This is a genomic window from Oerskovia jenensis, from assembly GCF_016907235.1.
In the GTDB taxonomy this organism is placed as follows: Bacteria; Actinomycetota; Actinomycetes; order Actinomycetales; family Cellulomonadaceae; genus Oerskovia; species Oerskovia jenensis.
In genome coordinates, this window is the sequence record NZ_JAFBBO010000001.1 from 1,132,478 (window position 1) to 1,149,132 (window position 16,655).

General features: G+C 72.6%; 15 protein-coding genes and 2 tRNA genes. 3 read left to right on the top strand and 14 right to left on the bottom strand.

The window, feature by feature from the left end; all coding sequences use genetic code 11:
* Positions 1-3: 3 nt before the first annotated feature.
* The 8 genes from JOD49_RS20675 to JOD49_RS05195 all read right to left on the bottom strand — a co-directional run bounded on the left by JOD49_RS20675 (position 4) and on the right by JOD49_RS05195 (position 5,888).
* Positions 4-351, bottom strand: a complete 348-nt coding sequence (locus JOD49_RS20675) for an acylphosphatase (RefSeq protein ID WP_307822403.1) — start codon at positions 349-351, stop codon at positions 4-6.
* Complete coding sequence (locus JOD49_RS05165; RefSeq protein WP_205306245.1) at positions 342-767, bottom strand: DUF1761 domain-containing protein; 426 nt, start codon at positions 765-767, stop codon at positions 342-344. The genes JOD49_RS20675 and JOD49_RS05165 overlap by 10 nt, the downstream gene beginning before the upstream one ends.
* Before the next feature lie 100 nt (positions 768-867).
* Positions 868-2,007, bottom strand: coding sequence for a T6SS phospholipase effector Tle1-like catalytic domain-containing protein (locus JOD49_RS05170; protein ID WP_205306246.1), 1,140 nt, complete (start codon positions 2,005-2,007; stop codon positions 868-870).
* A 121-nt stretch (positions 2,008-2,128) separates the two neighbouring features.
* Complete coding sequence (locus tag JOD49_RS05175; protein ID WP_205306247.1) at positions 2,129-2,614, bottom strand: dsRBD fold-containing protein; 486 nt, start codon at positions 2,612-2,614, stop codon at positions 2,129-2,131.
* Between the two features lie 82 nt (positions 2,615-2,696).
* Positions 2,697-3,428, bottom strand: a complete 732-nt coding sequence (locus tag JOD49_RS05180; RefSeq protein ID WP_205306248.1) for an amino acid ABC transporter ATP-binding protein — start codon at positions 3,426-3,428, stop codon at positions 2,697-2,699.
* Positions 3,425-4,363 carry an amino acid ABC transporter permease gene (locus JOD49_RS05185; protein ID WP_205306249.1) on the bottom strand — a complete coding sequence of 313 codons (939 nt, stop codon included), beginning with the start codon at positions 4,361-4,363 and terminating at the stop codon, positions 3,425-3,427. Before JOD49_RS05185 ends, JOD49_RS05180 begins: the two co-directional genes overlap by 4 nt.
* 1 nt (position 4,364) lies before the next feature.
* On the bottom strand, positions 4,365-5,219 hold the full coding sequence (locus JOD49_RS05190; RefSeq protein ID WP_205306250.1) for an ABC transporter substrate-binding protein: 855 nt from the start codon (positions 5,217-5,219) through the stop codon (positions 4,365-4,367).
* Positions 5,220-5,393: 174 nt separating this feature from the next.
* Positions 5,394-5,888, bottom strand: coding sequence for a MarR family winged helix-turn-helix transcriptional regulator (locus JOD49_RS05195; RefSeq protein ID WP_205306251.1), 495 nt, complete (start codon positions 5,886-5,888; stop codon positions 5,394-5,396).
* 111 nt (positions 5,889-5,999) lie between these two features.
* Between JOD49_RS05195 and JOD49_RS05200 the strand changes: the two genes are divergently transcribed.
* Positions 6,000-6,623, top strand: coding sequence for an NADPH-dependent F420 reductase (locus JOD49_RS05200; RefSeq protein ID WP_205306252.1), 624 nt, complete (start codon positions 6,000-6,002; stop codon positions 6,621-6,623).
* Between the two features lie 89 nt (positions 6,624-6,712).
* Here the strand turns inward: JOD49_RS05200 and JOD49_RS05205 are convergent.
* From JOD49_RS05205 to JOD49_RS05220, 4 genes are all read right to left on the bottom strand, one after another.
* A tRNA-Met gene (locus tag JOD49_RS05205) sits at positions 6,713-6,786 on the bottom strand.
* Between the two features lie 225 nt (positions 6,787-7,011).
* A tRNA-Met gene (locus tag JOD49_RS05210) sits at positions 7,012-7,085 on the bottom strand.
* A gap of 60 nt (positions 7,086-7,145) precedes the next feature.
* Positions 7,146-8,246 (bottom strand): aldose 1-epimerase, encoded by a 1,101-nt coding sequence (locus JOD49_RS05215; RefSeq protein ID WP_205306253.1) that lies wholly within the window; start codon positions 8,244-8,246, stop codon positions 7,146-7,148.
* 186 nt (positions 8,247-8,432) lie between these two features.
* Positions 8,433-11,441, bottom strand: a complete 3,009-nt coding sequence (locus tag JOD49_RS05220) for a UPF0182 family membrane protein (protein WP_205306254.1) — start codon at positions 11,439-11,441, stop codon at positions 8,433-8,435.
* A 227-nt stretch (positions 11,442-11,668) separates the two neighbouring features.
* Here JOD49_RS05220 and JOD49_RS05225 point away from each other — a divergent pair, with 227 nt between their 5' ends.
* Complete coding sequence (locus JOD49_RS05225) at positions 11,669-12,298, top strand: PPA1309 family protein (protein ID WP_239525145.1); 630 nt, start codon at positions 11,669-11,671, stop codon at positions 12,296-12,298.
* 193 nt (positions 12,299-12,491) lie between these two features.
* On the opposite strand, the gene JOD49_RS05230 is transcribed toward JOD49_RS05225, so the two are convergent.
* Positions 12,492-13,628, bottom strand: coding sequence for a YlbL family protein (locus JOD49_RS05230; RefSeq protein WP_307822404.1), 1,137 nt, complete (start codon positions 13,626-13,628; stop codon positions 12,492-12,494).
* 149 nt (positions 13,629-13,777) lie between these two features.
* Entirely contained in the window at positions 13,778-14,911 is a 1,134-nt protein-coding gene (locus JOD49_RS05235) for a Rossmann-fold NAD(P)-binding domain-containing protein (RefSeq protein ID WP_205306255.1), read from the bottom strand.
* 70 nt (positions 14,912-14,981) lie between these two features.
* On the opposite strand from JOD49_RS05235, the gene JOD49_RS05240 reads away from it, so the two are divergent.
* Positions 14,982-16,487, top strand: a complete 1,506-nt coding sequence (locus JOD49_RS05240; RefSeq protein WP_205306256.1) for a zinc-dependent metalloprotease — start codon at positions 14,982-14,984, stop codon at positions 16,485-16,487.
* The last annotated feature ends 168 nt before the right edge of the window (positions 16,488-16,655 follow it).

Genomic DNA, 16,655 nt, shown 5'->3' on the forward strand with positions numbered 1-16,655 from the left:
GCATCACACCGGGTCCTCGTCGATGCGCGTCACCTCTCCGGGCGTCCGGCCGCCGCGGAGCCAGTCCCGCAGCGTCGCGACGGCAGCGGCCTCGCCGCGCGCCGTCACGAGCACGGTCCCGTCGGGAAGGTTCTGCGCGTCGCACGCCAGCCCCAGCGCGGCGGCCTGGCGGGTCGTCGCCCACCGGAAGCCGACGCCCTGGACGTGCCCGTGCACGATCGCGCGGAACCCGGCCTCCTCGGGTCGGGCGGGTGCCGCGTCGTGTGCTTCCGCTGCGTGGGCGGCCACCTCCTCGCCCGTGGTCCGGTCACCCGTGGCCTGCTCGTCGGTGCCCGCCACGCCTACTGCCACAGCCCCAGGATCGCGCCCATGACCGCGAGCGCGACCACGTCGTGCAAGCCGTCGATCAGGGTCAGCCGCGCGGGCAGGCGCGCGAACCCGTTGTGGATCACGTGGGCCCCGGCGCGGAACACCACGCCGACCACCGCGCCGAACAGCAGTCCTTCCCACAGCCCGTCGAGGCCGGTCGCGAGGATCAGCGCCCCCAGCAGGATCGCCGTGAGGAGCGAGGCGACGCCCGTGGCGGCGAACCGCGGTCCGGCGCCCGCGCTGCTGTTCATCTCCTCCTCGGTCAGCCCGACGAGGCTCGCCCACTGCCAGCCCAGCGCCCCGGTCGAGTAGAACAGGAACCCGACGACGAACGTCGAGAGCGTGGCCACGAGCACGGCCCACCAGTTGAGGTCTCCGATCGCGTCCAGCCATGCCATGTCTCGCTCCTTCCGCGAGCGCCCCGTGGGGCGACGACGACCGGCGGCGCGACGCGTCACCGTCTCCAGGCTGACCCGGCAGTGCTGCACGCGCCACCCGTCAGGTCAGCACGAGCCGCCGGGGGACGTCCGTGAGCGTCGGCACGGGCTCGACGGCGAGGTCGCCGCCCGCCGCCTCCTTCCACCAGGCGATGTTCACGGCGTGCTCCGCGTAGGTGGACGTGGGGTCGGCGCTGAGCGCGAGGGCGAAGTCGGAGATCCGCACGTCGTCGACGTAGCCCGCCGCGAGGGGGACGCCGGCGAGCAGTCGGCGGGTCCCCCTGAACCGGGGGCGGTGCTTCCATCGCTTGGCGGTGTTGAGCAGGCGGTACACCGTCCGTGGCGTGAAGCTGCCGACGAGCTCGGAGTCGTCGCCGAGCTGCGCGAGGACCCGGTCGGGGTAGAACGTGAGCCCGCACGCCGCGGCCTCGCCCATCATCCACAGGAGCGCGACGTCGGACAGCCCGGGCGAGGCGTTCCCACCACCCACGTCGCTGTGCGCGCCCGGGAACCAGACCTGCTTGACGCCGCCCGGCCGGTCGTCGTCGGCCGGGACGTCCCACAGGCACGGCTCGAACGTGAGCCGCCGTTCGTCGATGGCCAGCGCCTGACGCGCGCACTGCACCATGCTCGACAGGCGCACGTCGTGGAACCGGCTCTTGCGGCGGGTGATCCCCGGGACACCGAGGGCACCGACCGTGTCGAAGACCCCGAGGAACGTGATGGGCACCTGGGGGTAGCAGTACTTCTCGCGGAACTGCGAGACCCGGGCACGCCTGCCGGGCGAGTGGTCGCGATACAGCGACTCGGCGTCCGCCAGCAGGTTGCCCGCGCCGCGGTCGGCGAGGGCGTCCGCGGTGAGCAGGCCGACGCTCGCGATCATCCCGGCGACGCTGCGGGCCGTGTACGCACCGCGGCTGAACCCGAAGACGTAGACCTCGTCGTCGGGCTCGTAGTTCAGTGCGAGGTCGCGGTAGCTCGCGACGACGTTCCGGGTGAGCCCGTAGCCGAACGCCCCGCCCAGCAGCGCGTCGACCCGGTAGCCCCGGGCACCGACGCCCTCGACCGAGAACACCATCTGCTGGACCCCGTCGGGCCCGATCCCCGTGTGGACCGACCGGGCGATCTTCTCGATGTTCGACACGCTCGCGCGGACGGGCGAGTTCCACGTGCCGTCGCAGCAGAGCACCAGGCGCTTCATGGTTCCTCCTCGAACCCTCCCGTCGCCGTCGGCGGGCCTACCTGGAGGGAGCGCGCAGCGGCCCCGCTGATGCGAGGTCGCGGGACGCAGGGCCGGGGGCGACGGCCCGAGGACTGCGCGCTCAGTGGTGCACGTGCGCGGGTACTCCCGTCGACCCCTCGATCTCCGTCTCCGCGATGCCGAGCAACCGGTCCGCGAGCGCGCGCAGCGCGCGGGCCGCGGCGACGTGGTCGCCGATGGCCTCGATCTCGACGTCCCCGGGGTCCTTGCGGGCCCTGCCCACGGCGTGGAGCTCGGACGGGACGTCGCCGACCAGGATGGCCTCCGCCGTCGTGCGTCCTTCGCTCTCGACGAGGCTCACCTGGACGTGCCAGGACTTCGCGTGCACCGGGACGGCGACCTCGTGCGCCTCGGCGCCCTCGACGGGGGCGCGGACCATGGTGTCGGGGCCCGGGTAGACGAGCGTCCGTTCGCCCGTGTCGGCCCACTCGACCAGGTAGGGCGGTGAGCCGTCCTCGTGCTGGACCTCGACGACCATGCCGTCGCGGACCGCACCGCCGACGACCCCCGAGGCCCGGATGATCCTGTCTCCGACCGCTGCCAACATGTCGTGCCTCCCCGCTGAGGAACCTGCTTCCATGATGCGCGCCGTGCGGCCCGCACGGAAGGGCGGCGTCTCCGCGGCCCGGTCAGCGCAACCGGCGCAGGAACTCCCGGGTCCGTCCGCGCTGCGGGTCGCCCAGGACCTGCTCGGGCGTGCCGCGCTCGTGCACACGGCCCTGGTGCAGGAAGCAGACCTCGTCGGCGACCTCGCGCGCGAAGCCCATCTCGTGGGTCGCGACGAGCATGGTCACACCCTCGGCGCGCAGGTCCGCGAGCAGGTCCAGGACCTCGCCCACGAGCTCGGGGTCGAGCGCCGAGGTGACCTCGTCGAGCAGCAGGAGCTCGGGCGAGGACACGAGCGCCCGCGCGATCGCCGCGCGCTGCTGCTCCCCGCCGCTGAGCTGGTCGGGGTAGGCCGTCATGCGGTGCGCGAGCCCGACGCGGCGCAGCATGACCTCGGCCGCGGCCTCCGCCTCGGCGCGACCCCGCTTGTGCACGAGGCGCGGGGCGAGGGTCACGTTGTCGATGACCTTCATGTGCGGGAACAGGTTGTACGACTGGAAGACCAGGCCCATGCGCGCCCGGACGGCGTTCGCGTCGAGGCGCGGGTCGGCGACGTCCTGCCCGTCGAGCAGGATCTCGCCGTCATCGATCTCCTCCAGGAGGTTCACGACGCGCAGCAGCGTCGACTTGCCCGACCCGGACGCCCCGACGAGCACGACGCAGCGGTGCTCGTCGACGTCGAGGTCGATCCCGTCGAGCACGAGGCGCTCGCCGTACGTCTTGCGGATCCCGCGCAGGGACAGCAGGTGGCTCATCGGATGGCCCCCGCCCCGCTCACGGTCGCGAGCGACCCGCGCCAGCCCTGGCGCGCCGAGTAGACGTCGACGACGCGCGTGAGCGGGATCGAGACGAGCAGGAACAGGACGCCCGCCACGACGTAGGGCGTGAAGTTGTAGCTGCCCGACGCCGCGATCTGCGCGGCCCGGATCGCGTCCACGGCGCCCAGGATCGAGATGAGCCCCGAGTCCTTCTGGAGCGAGACGAGGTTGCTCGCGAGCGGCGCGGTCACGTGGCGCACGGCCTGCGGCAGCACGACCGTGCGGGTCGTCTGCGCGCGGGTCAGCCCGAGCGAGCGTGCGGCCGAGACCTGGGACGGGTGCACCGACTCGATCCCGGCGCGGAACACCTCGGCGAGGTACGCGGTGTAGGTGAGGATGATCGCGAGCGCGCCGAGGAACGCCCCCGACGTCGGGAGCCACTCGAGGCGCAGCGCCGGCAGCCCGAACCCGACGAGCAGCAGCACGAGCAGCAGCGGCACCCCGCGGAACACGTCGACGTACGCGACCGCGAACGCGCGCAGCGGGAACAGCGCCGGGATGCGGCTCGTGCGGATCACGGCGAGCGTCATCCCCAGCACCATCCCGACGACCGACGCCACGACCCACACCCGCAGGTTGAGCCACAGCCCCTCGGCGATCGCGGGCAGCGAGTCCCACGCGCTGGCCGGGGAGAAGAACGCGTCGCGCGTGCGCTCCCACCCGGGGGCCGTGGTCACCACGACGTACAGGACCGCGACCACGACCACGGTCGAGACCGTGGACACCCACGCTGCCCGACGGCGCCGCGCGCGCCGATAGGAGTCCCTCGCCACCGCGAGCGGGGACGGGGTCCAGGCTGCGGTCCCGGGGTGAGCGCCGCCGTCGGGCTTGCTGTCCTCGGGCGGTGCGACGCCCGACGCGCCCCCGCTCACCTCAGCCCAGCTCGGGGATGTCGTCCGACTTGAGCCACGTGGTGCGCAGCTCGGCGAGCGTGCCGTCCTCCTCGAGCGAGTCGACCGCGGCCGAGACGCAGTCGGTGAGCACCGAGCCCAGGTCCAGGACCAGGCCGTACTGCTCGACCGTGCCCTGGTCCGGCAGGGTGCCGATGACGACGGAGTCGGGGAAGTACTCGGTCGAGGCCGCGACGCCCTGGTCGACGTCCATGACCATGACGTCGATCGTGCCCGACTGCAGGGCCGTCATGCCGTCGCCCGCACCGTTGAACGGGACGATGTTCGCGTCGTCGCCGAACGCGGCCTTCGCGAGCGTGAGGCTCGTCTGGGCGGCCGTGACGCCGATGCGCAGGTCCTTGAGCTCGTCGAGCGTCGTGGCCGAGGCGTACGGGCCGGCCTCCTGCACGATCACGCCCTGGCGCGTCGTGAGGTAGGGGCTCGAGAAGTCGACGGCCTTGCGGCGCTCGTCCGAGACGGACGTCTGCCAGGCCGCGAAGTCGAACTCCTTGATGCTGGGGCTGACGATCTGCTCGAACGTCACGAGCTCCCACTCGACGTCGTCCGCGGCGTACCCGAGCCGGTCGGCGACCTCGTAGACGAGCGCGGACTCGAAGCCCTCGCCGCTGTCGTGCTCACCGATGTACCAGGGCGAGTACGCCTCGCCCGCGGCGACCGTGAGCTTGCCGTCGGTGTGCGTGGGCAGCGCGCCCGGCTCGCACGTGGGCGTCGAGCCGGCCGATCCGGCGTCGTTCGAGGAGTCGTCGGCGGAGCAGCCCGCGAGGAGCAGGGCGGTCGAGACGGCTGCGACGGGCAGCACGGCGTTCAGGCGGCGCATGAGGACCTTCCGGGGTCAGGAGGGTGACGAGGCGGCTCCGGACGGCCGCGGGTGACGCGTGCTGCCGGGACTCGCCGGAGGTCGACTCTACGCCGGTCCCATGCGGTGAGACATGGGCGGGACGCAGGGTGAGACGGTGGGGCGCGTCACACCGTCGCAGCGTCGCGCCGACGCTCAGTCCTCGGGCAGATGGAGGGCGTCGAGGCGCCCCTCGGTGTCGAGCGACTCGAGGATCGAGCGCGCGATCTGGTCGAGCTGGTCGACCTGCTCCGGGGTGAGGCGGTCGATGATGTGCTCGCGCACCGTGTCGACGTGGCCGGGGGCCGTCGCGACGACCTTGTCCCACCCGGCGTCGGTCAGGACCGCGAGCGTGGCCCGGCGGTCCTCGGGGCAGGGCGAGCGCTCGACGTAGCCGCGACCCTCGAGGCGCTTCACGACGTGCGACAGGCGGGGCAGGGTCGCGTTGGTCTTGAGCGCGAGGTCCGTCATGCGCAGCGTGCGGTCGGGCGCCTCGGAGAGCATCGCGAGCACGAGGTACTCGAAGTGGGTGAGCTGCGCGTCGCGCTGGAGCTGCGCGTCGAGCACGCCGGGGAGGAGCTCGGAGACGGCCTGGAGGCGCATCCAGGTCCGCAGCTCGCGGGGGGAGAGCCATCGCACGTCGTCGGTCATGGGACCAGTCTACCGACAATGGTTGACACGACAACTAAGCGGGTCTACGTTAGTTGTATCGACAACCAATCGCGCCGGTCCGGTACCGGCGTCGCAGCCCCGGAGGACTTCATGACCAGCATCACGATCATCGGCGCAGGGAACATCGCAGCAGGCGTGGCGCGCATCGGCCTCGACGCCGGCGCACAGGTCCAGGTCCTGGCGCGCGACGCCGAGAAGGCCGCCGCGCTCGGCAGCGGCGACACGTTCACCTCGGGCGTCGTCGGCGACGAGATCACGGGCGACCTCGTGGTCCTCGCGCTCCCCTACCCGGCCGTTCCCGAGGTCCTCGCGCAGTACGCCGGCCGGCTCGACGGCAAGGTCCTCGTCGACCCGACCAACCCCGTCGACTTCGCGACGTTCGACTCGCTCGTCGTGCCCGCCGACTCCTCGGCCGCCGCCCAGATCGCCGCGCTCGCCCCTACCGCCACGGTCGTCAAGGCGTTCAACACGAACTTCGCCTCGACCCTCGCGAGCGGCAAGGTCGCCGACCAGTCGACCACCGTGCTCGTCGCGGGCGACGACAACGACGCCAAGGCCACGCTCGTCGAGCTCGTCCGCGCGGGCGGCCTCAAGGGCGTCGACGCCGGGTCGCTCAAGCGCGCCCGCGAGCTCGAGGCCCTCGGCTTCGTCCAGATGACGCTCGCAGGCTCCGGCGCGACCCAGTGGACGACGGGCTTCGCTCTCGCCGACTGACGCGGCCCCGTGCGCCCTGCGCCCTCGGCGTGGTCCCGGGAATGACGAAGGCCCGGTTCAGCATTCCTGCTGAACCGGGCCTTCCTTTGTAGCGGGGGCAGGATTTGAACCTGCGACCTCTGGGTTATGAGCCCAGCGAGCTACCGAGCTGCTCCACCCCGCGTCGGTGAACACCACTCTACGCGACGTTTCGCCCGAGCCTTGACCAGGACGCCTGTCGGGCACGTCACACCTGTCCGGGCGGAGCGCCGTCCTGGCAGCCCGGTCCCGTGCCGCTCCGCCTCGCGCGGACCGTCCACCCGCCTGACCGGCCGGCGTCGGAACAGGCCTCTCCCAGGGAATGACGAAGGCCCGGTTCAGCATTTCTGCTGAACCGGGCCTTCCCTTGTAGCGGGGGCAGGATTTGAACCTGCGACCTCTGGGTTATGAGCCCAGCGAGCTACCGAGCTGCTCCACCCCGCGTCGGTAAACACAACCTTACGGGACGGGAGCCAGGGCGCCAAATCGGGCGCCCTGGCGCGGTCAGGAGCGGTGCGGAGCGACGATCCCGACCCCGAAACGGAACACGCGCTCCTCCCCCGGCGCGAGGCGCACGTCCTGCGCGCAGTCCTCGCGGTTGAACGCGTTCGTCAGGCTCTCGACGGGTTCGAGCGCGATCGAGGCGCGCGCCCGCTCGTCGAGCCCGTCGCCCGTGTACACGTGCATGTTGCCGCGCTCCTGCCACAGCTCGAGGCCCTCGCCGGTCGACGGGTCGAGGACGCGCGTCCTCGCGCGCCCGTCCGCGTCGGTCACGAGGTCGGTGAAGGCGGTGTCGAGACACGTCCCGGCAAGAGCCACCGGCCCGACGGCGTCACGCACCACCCGGGCCGCCTCACCGTCGAGCGGGAGCAGGCCCGCGTCGGTCGCGACCGTCGCGCGAGCCGGGACGTACAGCTCCAGGCCGTCGATCGTGTCGTGGCCGGGGACGCGGAAGTAGGGGTGCCATCCGGCCGTGACGGGCGCCGCGCGCCTCCCGGTGTTGCGGTACGTCCACGTGACGTCGAGCGTGCGCTCGGTCAGCGCGAAGCGGATCCTGGTCTCGAGGTCGAACGGGTAGCCGGCGACGTCGGCGCCTCGGACCTCGGTCGAGAGGGTCAGGACCACGGGCTCCGCCTCGGTCGCGTCGCCCGGGCTGCGCGCGGCACCGGGGGCGCCTGTCCCGTCGACGCCATCGGTGCCGTGCGGGGCACCCTCGTCGTCCGGAACGACCTCCCAGTCGAGCACGCGCGCGAACCCGTGCATGGTCTGGATCTCTCCCGGGGCGACCGGCGGGACGTGGTGCGTGGCGCCGTCGAACACGTAGGTGCCGTCCGCGATGCGGTTCGCGAAGGGGAACATCAGGCCGGACCGCGTCGCGTCCTGGGCGAGGAGCGCCTGCTCGGTCGCGTAGCCGTCGACGAGGTCGGCGAGGTCGCGCGACGCCGCAGACGACCGGCTCCAGGGGGCCCGCCAGGCGAGGACGGTCGCGCCGCGCAGGGCGACCGTGAGCTCCGCTCCGGAGGGGTGGACGAGCGTCACCGTCGGCAGTGCGCCGAGCGTTCCCTCGACGATGTAAGCGTTGCTGCAAACGGTTGCACTGGTCATGAGGACCCATGTTCGTCTGATGTACCAGAAATGACAAGCCGTCGTCGTGGTGGGCGCGCGCAGCGACCCCGGCGAGCGCGTCTCTCGGCCTCGGCACGGACGACGGACGCCGCCCCCGACCCTCAGGTCAGGAGCGGCGTCCGTCGTCTCCTCGCTCACCTCTGGAGGTGAGCGGTCACCCCCGCGTCACGGCGTCTCGGTGCCCAGCGACTCCTCGGCGGCGATGGCCGACTCGAGCGCGGTCTGCAGGCGTTCCTGCGACTCGCCGTAGGCGGCGAAGTCGCCCTCGGCGAGCGCGGCCTGACCGTCCTTGATCGCCTGGTTGGCGGCCTGGAGCGCCTGGTCGAGCTGGGCGCGCGCCTCGGGGTTCTCCGTGACGGGCGGCGTGGTGCCCGTCCCGGTGTCGGTGCCGTCCGTGGGCGGCGGCGTCTCGCCGTCGGTCGGGATGACCGGCGCGACCTCACCACCGGCGTCACCGGCCGAGGCACCCGACTCGCCGCCGAAGACCTGGTTGAGGGCCTCGTCGAGCGTGTCGGCGAAGCCGACCTGGTCGCCGAAGCTGACCAGCACCTTGCGCAGCAGCGGGAACTTGGTGCCCTCGGACGCCTGCACGTACACGGGCTGCACGTAGAGCAGTCCGCCGCCCACGGGGAGCGTGAGCAGGTTGCCGTGGATCACGGTCGAGTTGCCACGGCTGAGGATGTTCAGCTCGTTGGACACCGTCGGGTCCGAGTCGAACGTGTTCTGCACCTGCCCCGGTCCGGGGACCGTGGCGTTGCGTGGCAGCTCGAGGAGCCTGAGCTTGCCGTACGACTCGGCCTTCACGCCGGCGGTACTCCCTGCCTCGGCATCGACCGCGAGGAACCCGGTGAGGATCTCTCGGTCGGAGTTGCCACCCGGGATGAACGTCGTCATGAGGGAGAACGCGGGGTTCTCCTGACCGGGCATCTGCAGCGTCAGGTAGTACGGCGGCTGGTACGGCTTGGTGCCGGTCCCACGCACCGTGGGGTCGCGCGGGACGTTCCAGAAGTCCTGACCGGAGAAGAACTCGCGGGCGTCGTCGACGTGGTAGCTCGTGAGCAGCGCACGCTGGACCTTGAACATGTCCTCGGGGTAGCGCAGGTGGCTCATGAGGTCGCCGCTGATCTCGGAGATCGGCTTGAGCGACGTCGGGAACACGTTGTCCCACGCCTGGAGGATGGGGTCCTCGGTGTCCCACGCGTAGAGGTCGACCGAGCCGTCGTAGGCGTCGACCGTGGCCTTGACCGAGTTGCGGATGTAGTTGACCTGCTGGGGCGCGAGCGCCGCGACCGACTGCGAGTTGACCGTCAGGGTGTCCTGCGTCGCCTCGTCGAGCGGGCGCGAGGCCGAGTACGGGTAGGAGTTCGTCGTGGTGTACCCGTCGACGATCCACTTGACCCGGCCGTCCACGACAGCGGGGTAGACCTTGCCGTCGAGCGTCAGGTACGGGGCGACCTTGGCGACGCGGTCACGCGGCGACCGGTCGTACAGGATCTGGGAGTCGGTCGTCACGCGGTCGGAGAACAGGATCTGCTCGGAGCCGAACTTCAGGGCGTAGAGCAGCTTGTTGCCGAACGAGCCGACGCTGGGGCCCGCGACGGCCCCGTCCTCCGCGCCGAACGTGTTGTTGACCTGGCCGCCGGCGTCGTCGTCCGGGTAGTCGAACTCCCAGGGCTTGGTGCCCTCGGGGGCGCCGACGATCGAGTACTGGGTCGAGTCCGGGCTGAAGTAGATGCGCGGCTCGTACTCGGGCAGCGAACCGACCGAGGGGATGTCGCCCTCGTAGAACGCGGGCTGGCCGCCCGGGCCGATCTGGTTGCCGTACGCGGCCACGACGCCGTACCCGTGCGTGTACACCGTGTGGTCGTTGACCCAGTTGCGCTGGCTCGCACCGAGGCCCTCGAGGTTGAGCTCGCGGACCGCGATCACGGTGTCGCGGCTCTGGCCGTCGATCATGTACCGGTCGACCGAGAGGGTCTCCTGGAAGTTGTAGTACTGCTTGTTCTGCTGGAGCTGGCGGAACGTCGGGCTGACGATCTGCGGGTCGAGCAGGCGGATGGACGCCGTGGTGTCGGCGTCGGCCCGCAGGGCACCGGCCTCCGCCTGGGTCTTCGCGTCGTAGTTGGCCGCCTCGACCCCGTCGAGCCCGAAGGCCGTCTTGGTCGCGTCGATGTTCCGCTGGATGTACTCGGCCTCGAACTCCTGCGCGTTCGGGTTGACCTGGAAGCGCTGGACGACGGCCGGGTAGATCCCGCCGATCGCGATCGCGGAGACGACCATGAGTCCCACGCCGATCGCGGGCAGCCGCCAGTTGCCGCGGACCGCGGTCGCCACGAACAGCAGCGCGACGAGGATCGCGACCCCCGTCAGGATCGCCTTGGACGGGATGACGGCGTTGACGTCGGCGTACGAGGCGCCGTCGAACTTGTCACCGGTCGTGGTCAGGAGCGAGTACCGGTCGAGCCAGTAGTTGGCACCGATGAGCAGCATGAGCACCGCGGCCGTGACCGAGAGCTGCACGCGCGCCGCCTTGGTCGTGCGCGGGCCGCTGCCCGCGCCGCCACCGATGCGCAGCCCGCCGTACAGGTAGTGGGTCGCCAGCGCGCCGATACCCGCGATGATGACCGCGGCCATGAGGAAGCCCACGGCGAAGCGCAGCACGGGCAGCGTGAAGACGAAGAACGAGATGTCCAGGCCCCACTGCGGGTCCTTGGTGCCGAACGGCACCGAGTTGAGGGCCAGGAGCACCGTGCTCCACTGCGACGACGCCGCCGCGCCGGCGAAGAAGCCGATGAGTGCGGGGCCCGCGATCGTCACGACCTTGCGCAGCGGCTCGATCGCCTCGCGGTACTGGTCGAGCGTGGCCTGCTCGGGCGTCGAGGGCGCGTAGATGGGGCGCGACCTGTAGGCGAGCGACAGCGACAGGAAGACGAGTCCACCCATCACCAGGAAGCCGCCCACGAACAGCGCTGCGCGGGTCCCCCACTCGGTCCACAGGACGTCGGCGAAGCCCAGCTGGGTGAACCAGAGGACCTCGGTCCAGAACTGCGCGAGCAGGAACAGCAGGAGGACGAGGGCAGCCACGACGGCAACGGCGATGCCGAGCGGGCTGCGTCGTCTGCGGGAGCCGGCCTCGGACCCCGAAGGGCGTCGTGGCGCTGCGGCGAATGACACGGTGGGCTTACCTCTTTGCGTTCGGTCGAGCGTCAGGTCGTCGGGCGTCGGAACCTGTCCGGGCCGAGCCCACGACCACCCGATTCACAGGTGGTCCACGGTCTCGACAGGGTCAGGCCACAGGCCGTCCATCTCGTCAACGGCCCACAGCGGTTCCAGGTTCCCACACGTACCCGACCCGGACCCGCCGACTGCGCCGACGCCGTCGGGCCTGCGATGCTGGGCACATGGCAGACACGACCTCCCCCGCGCCCGACCAGCCCGCCCCGAGCACGTCCCGATCCGCCGACGGCGTCCCCGACGACGCCCCCGCCCCCATCGTCCCCCTCGCGCAGCTCGCGCTCGCCGACGCCGTGCGCGACGTCGAGGCGCACGTCGCCGCCGACGGCTGGGACGCTCCCCCGCGCGTGTTCGCGCTCGTCCGCACGGCCGACGCGATGGCCGCCGACCCCGGCCTGGCCGACCGCCTCCCGCCCGAGGTCGTGACCGCGGCGCGCGGCATCCCGGACCATCTCGTCTCGGTCGAGCAGGAGGGTCTGCCCGACGTCGAGACGCTCGAGGACCTGCTCGCGGGCATCTCGTGGCCCGACACGGTCGACGGCGCCGCGATCGTCGCCGAGCGGGTCATCCTGCCGCCGTCGGCCGAGGAGGGGCTGCCCACCGACCCCGCCGCAGCCCTCGCGTACCTGTCGTCGCACCCGGACCGCCAGGACGTGCGCCTCGCGGTCGGCGTCCTGCGCGACGGCACCCCGTGGTGCGCGGTCCGCACGCGGGCGAACGACGACGGCGACGACGTCGCGTTCGGCCCGGACCTGGTGCCGGGCCTCGTCGACGGGCTGCGTGCGACGTTCGAGTAGGCGCCCGGCGCCGTGCGCGGGAGCGCGTGCGGCGCGCGGAGCGTGCACGAGGGAGATGCCCGAGGGCCGGACGACGTGGTCGTCCGGCCCTCGGGTCGTGCAGCGTCGTGAGGTGGTCGCGGGGTCGGTCGCCCGGTGGTCCGGGGCCGGGCTCAGCGCCCGGGCGCACCCCGGCGGACCGGCGACCGCCGCGTCACGAGCACGTCGGCAGGCTCTCGCCCTCGCCCGCACCGATCGCGACCATCGCGTCGCGGGCCTCGGAGAGCGTCGAGACCTTGACGACGTTGAGCCCCTCGGGCACGTTGCCCACGACCTCGTCGCAGTTCGCCGCGGGCGCGAGGAACCACGTGGCCTTGTCGCGCACGGCGCCGTAGAGCTTCTGCTGGATGCCGCCGATGGGACCCACGTTCCCCTCGACGCTCATGGTCCCGGTCCCCGCGATCACGGTGCCGTCGGCCTCGTCCTCGGGCGTGAGCCGGTCGATGATCCCGAGCGCGAACATGGTCCCCGCGCTGGGACCACCGATGTCCTCGATCTGGATCGTGACGTCGATCGGCAGCTCGAACGCCGGGTCGATGAAGACCCCGAGGACCGCCTTGCCGTCGACGTCCTGCGTGGTGATCGTGAGGTCCTCGCTCTCGCCGCCCCGCTCGACGCCGAGCACGACGTCGTCCCCCGGCGTCACGGTCGCGAGCTCGTCGATGAGGTCCTGGTACGTCACGACGTCCTTGCCGTTCACGGTCGTGATGACGTCCCCGGCCTCGACGACCCCCTCGGCGCCCGTGCCCTTCGCGGCGCCCTGGATCGTGAGGGTCGCCGGCACCTCGTAGCCCAGCTCGGTCAACGCCGCGACAGTCGCCGTCTCCTGCGAGGAGAGCATCTCCTGCTGGCTCTCCTGCTCGCTCTGCTCCTTGGTCACGTCACGCGGGAACGTCTCCTCGACGGGACGCACCGAACGAGACGTCTCGGCCCACCCCTCGACGACCTGGACGAGGTTCGCCGGGTAGCCGGGTCCGCCCGCGACCGAGACCGTGGTGAGCAGCAGCTCCCCCGTCGAGTCGTAGGTCTCGGCGCCCTCGATCTGGATGAGGTCCTGGCCCTTCTGCTCGCCGAGCGTGTCCTGCGTGGGTCCCGGCGAACGCACGACGTACGGCGCGGGCATGACGGCCAGGCCAGCGACCAGGAGGGTCGTGGCCAGCACGGAGATGCCGAGCGTGAGCGAGCGGCGCGTCACGGGCGGGGGCGTGTAGTCCTCGTCCGGTGCGGGGCCGAACGGGTCGGCTGCGGCCGCAGGCTCGTGCGGGTCTCGGGGCGCGAACGGTTCTGTCACGTCGCTATCATCCCCGAGAATCCTGGACGTCCGCTGGTTGTCCGTCGGGAGCCCGCGGCCCGACGGCGTCGCTCACCGCGAGCGGCCCGGTCCGCCTCGCGTGGCGACGTCGCACGGGCGCGGGACGGGACGTCACGACGGACGGTGACTCACCGCCGTCGGGCCTGACGCCAGATCGCCGCGGTGCCCAGCAGCGCGACCGCGGCTCCCGCGGCCCCGAGCGCGGCCGCGTCGCGGCCGCCCACCCGGCGCCCGACGAGCGCGATCCGCCCCCGGACGCCCTCCATGAGGACGTCGACGCTCTCGGCGCTCGACCACGTCGGCTTCCACCCGGCGGCGCGCAGGCCGCTGGCCGTGACGGTCCACGGGTGCACCACGTAGGCCAGGTCGCTCGCCGGGGACGGCAGGACGCCCACCCGGTGCAGGCGCTCGGCGGCGCCGAACGCGGTCGCCGCGGGCAGCGTCACGTTCGCGAGCCCCGTGCGCTCGACGAGCTCGGCGGGCGTCACGACGTCGGGCTCGCCGTCCGTGAGCGCCCCGACCGTGAACGTCCCGGACAGGCCGCGCGCCTCGACGACCCGGACCGCCGAGGCCAGGTCGTCCGTGTGCAGGAGCTGCCAGGGGCGGTCGCTGCCCTTGACGGTCAGGAGCCGCGGGGCCTCGAAGTGCCGGGTCAGGATCGTGTCGACACCCGGACCGACGACCATCGCGGGCCGCAGCACCGCGAGACGGACCGACGGCGACCCCGCGCTGCGGTGCTCCGCAGACTGGTCGTCGACGGCCGCGGCCAGGGCCTCCTCGAACGCCACCAGGTCCGCGACGAACCCCGCCGCGTCGGGCGAGACCGGGTCGTCGTCCTCGATGTCGGGACGATCGGCGCTCGCGCCGTGCACCGTCGCGGACGTGACGGCCACGACCTGCTCGATCCCGTGCCGCACCGCAGCCCGTCCGACGTGCTGCGCCTGCTCGACCAGGTGCGAACGCCTCGTCTCGCCCTTGGCGGTCCTGACGCCGAACTCCCCGGCGGGCGCGACGACCACGAGCGTCCGGGCCCCCTCGACCCACGGCGCCGACAGGTCGTTGGCCTCGGCGGGCGCGTTCTCGGGCCCGCGGCCGCCGAGCGCAGCGCGCAGGAGCGCGGCGACGCGCCCCTCGCCGACGACGACGACGGCGCCGGGTGCCGCCTCGCCCGAGCCTTCCCCGGGTACGTGGCGCTCGACAGGCTCGGTCGGCGTGCGAGCGTCGTCCGCGCTGCGCCGTGAGCGAACCGGGCCCTCCGACATGCCTCGACCCCCCTCGTCCGTCCGCGAATGTGGTTACGGTGATTCCTGACGCTATCCCGAGGAGACCCCGATGAGCAGCCAACCGCCCGACGAGTTCGCCTCCGGCGCGGGCGACCAGCCCGACGCGCAGTGGGAAGAGCTCCTGCGTTCCATGTTCGGCGCGGACGCCGACGAGGCCCTGCGCGAGCTGCGTGCCCGCGGCCTCGACCCGGCAGCCCTGGCTGCAGGCAGCGGACTCAGCAACGACCCTGCCACGATGAAGCACGTCCTCGCGCAGGTGCAGCGACTCCTCGCGAGCTCGGGCGACGGCCCGGTCAACACGGACGTCGCGCACGACATCGCGCGCCAGGTCGCGGTCGCCGAGGGCGACCCGTCGCTGACCCCGGCGCAGGTCCGGTCCGCGACCGAGGCCCTGTCGGTGGCCGAGCTGTGGCTCGATGCCGTCACCGACCTGCCACCGGCGGGCGGCAAGCGCTACGCGTGGAGCCGCTCCGAGTGGGTCGAGAAGACGCTCCCGGCGTGGAACGCGCTCGCGGCCCCCGTGGCCGCGTCCGTCGCGGACGCGCTCTCGACCGTGCTGCGCGACCAGCTCCCCGGCGGGGACGAGGGACCCGGTGCCGGCTTCGGCCTCCCCGGGCTCCCCACGGGTGCGCTCGGGGCGGACTTCGACCCCGCGCAGATGATGCGGCGGCTCGGCTCCGCGGTGTTCGGCATGCAGATCGGTCAGGCCACGGGAACCATGTCCCGCGAGGTCTTCGGGGTCACGGACATCGGCCTGCCTCTGCTCGACGAGCCCGCGACGGCCCTCCTGCCCACGAACGTCGCCGCGTTCGCCGAGGGGCTCGACGCCCCGGTCGAGGAGATCCGGCTCTTCCTCGCGCTGCGCGAGGCGGCCCACGCGCGCCTCTTCACGCACGTGAGCTGGCTCCGCGCGCACCTGCTCGGACTCGTCGAGGCGTACGCCCGCGGCATCACGATCGACCTCGACGCGCTCGAGTCGCAGCTCTCCGACATCGACGTGACGGACACGGGAGCACTCCAGCAGGCACTGTCCGGTGGCGTGTTCGGTCTGCAGAACACCGACGAGCAGAAGGCCACCCTGCTGCGGCTCGAGACCGCGCTCGCCCTGGTCGAGGGGTGGGTCGACGAGGTCAGCGCGCAGGCGGCGCTCCCCCACCTCCCGCACGCCGTGCCGCTGCGCGAGATGCTCCGCCGCCGACGCGCCGCGGGCGGCCCGGCCGAGCAGATCTTCTCGACGCTCGTGGGGCTGGAGCTGCGGCCGCGGCGCTCGCGCGACGCCGCGACGCTGTGGGCGCTCATCGCGGCGCAGGGCGGACCCGACGCCCGTGACGGTGTGTGGGACCACCCGGACCTGCTGCCCAGCCCGCTCGACCTCGACGACCCTGCCGGGTACCAGACGCGGCGCACCGAGGTCCAGGAGGAGCAGAGCGACCTCGACAAGGCGCTGGCCGACATCTTCAGCGAGGCCGAGGGCTCCCAGGGCCCCGGTCCGTCGGAGCCGACCGGACCGACGGACGACACGGAGACCGAGCCGGACGGCTCGCCCCGCGACTAGCGGTCCGCCCGCGACTAGCGGGCGGGCTCCCGCTCGGGCCCCTGCGCGACCCGCCTGGCCGGCACGGCGTGCCGGTCGGGCGCGGGGCTCGCGCCACCCTCCTCGGCGGACGGGGACGGCGCCCCCGGCAGCGTCGGGTGGGCCTCGATCTCGACGTGCGGCGGGGAG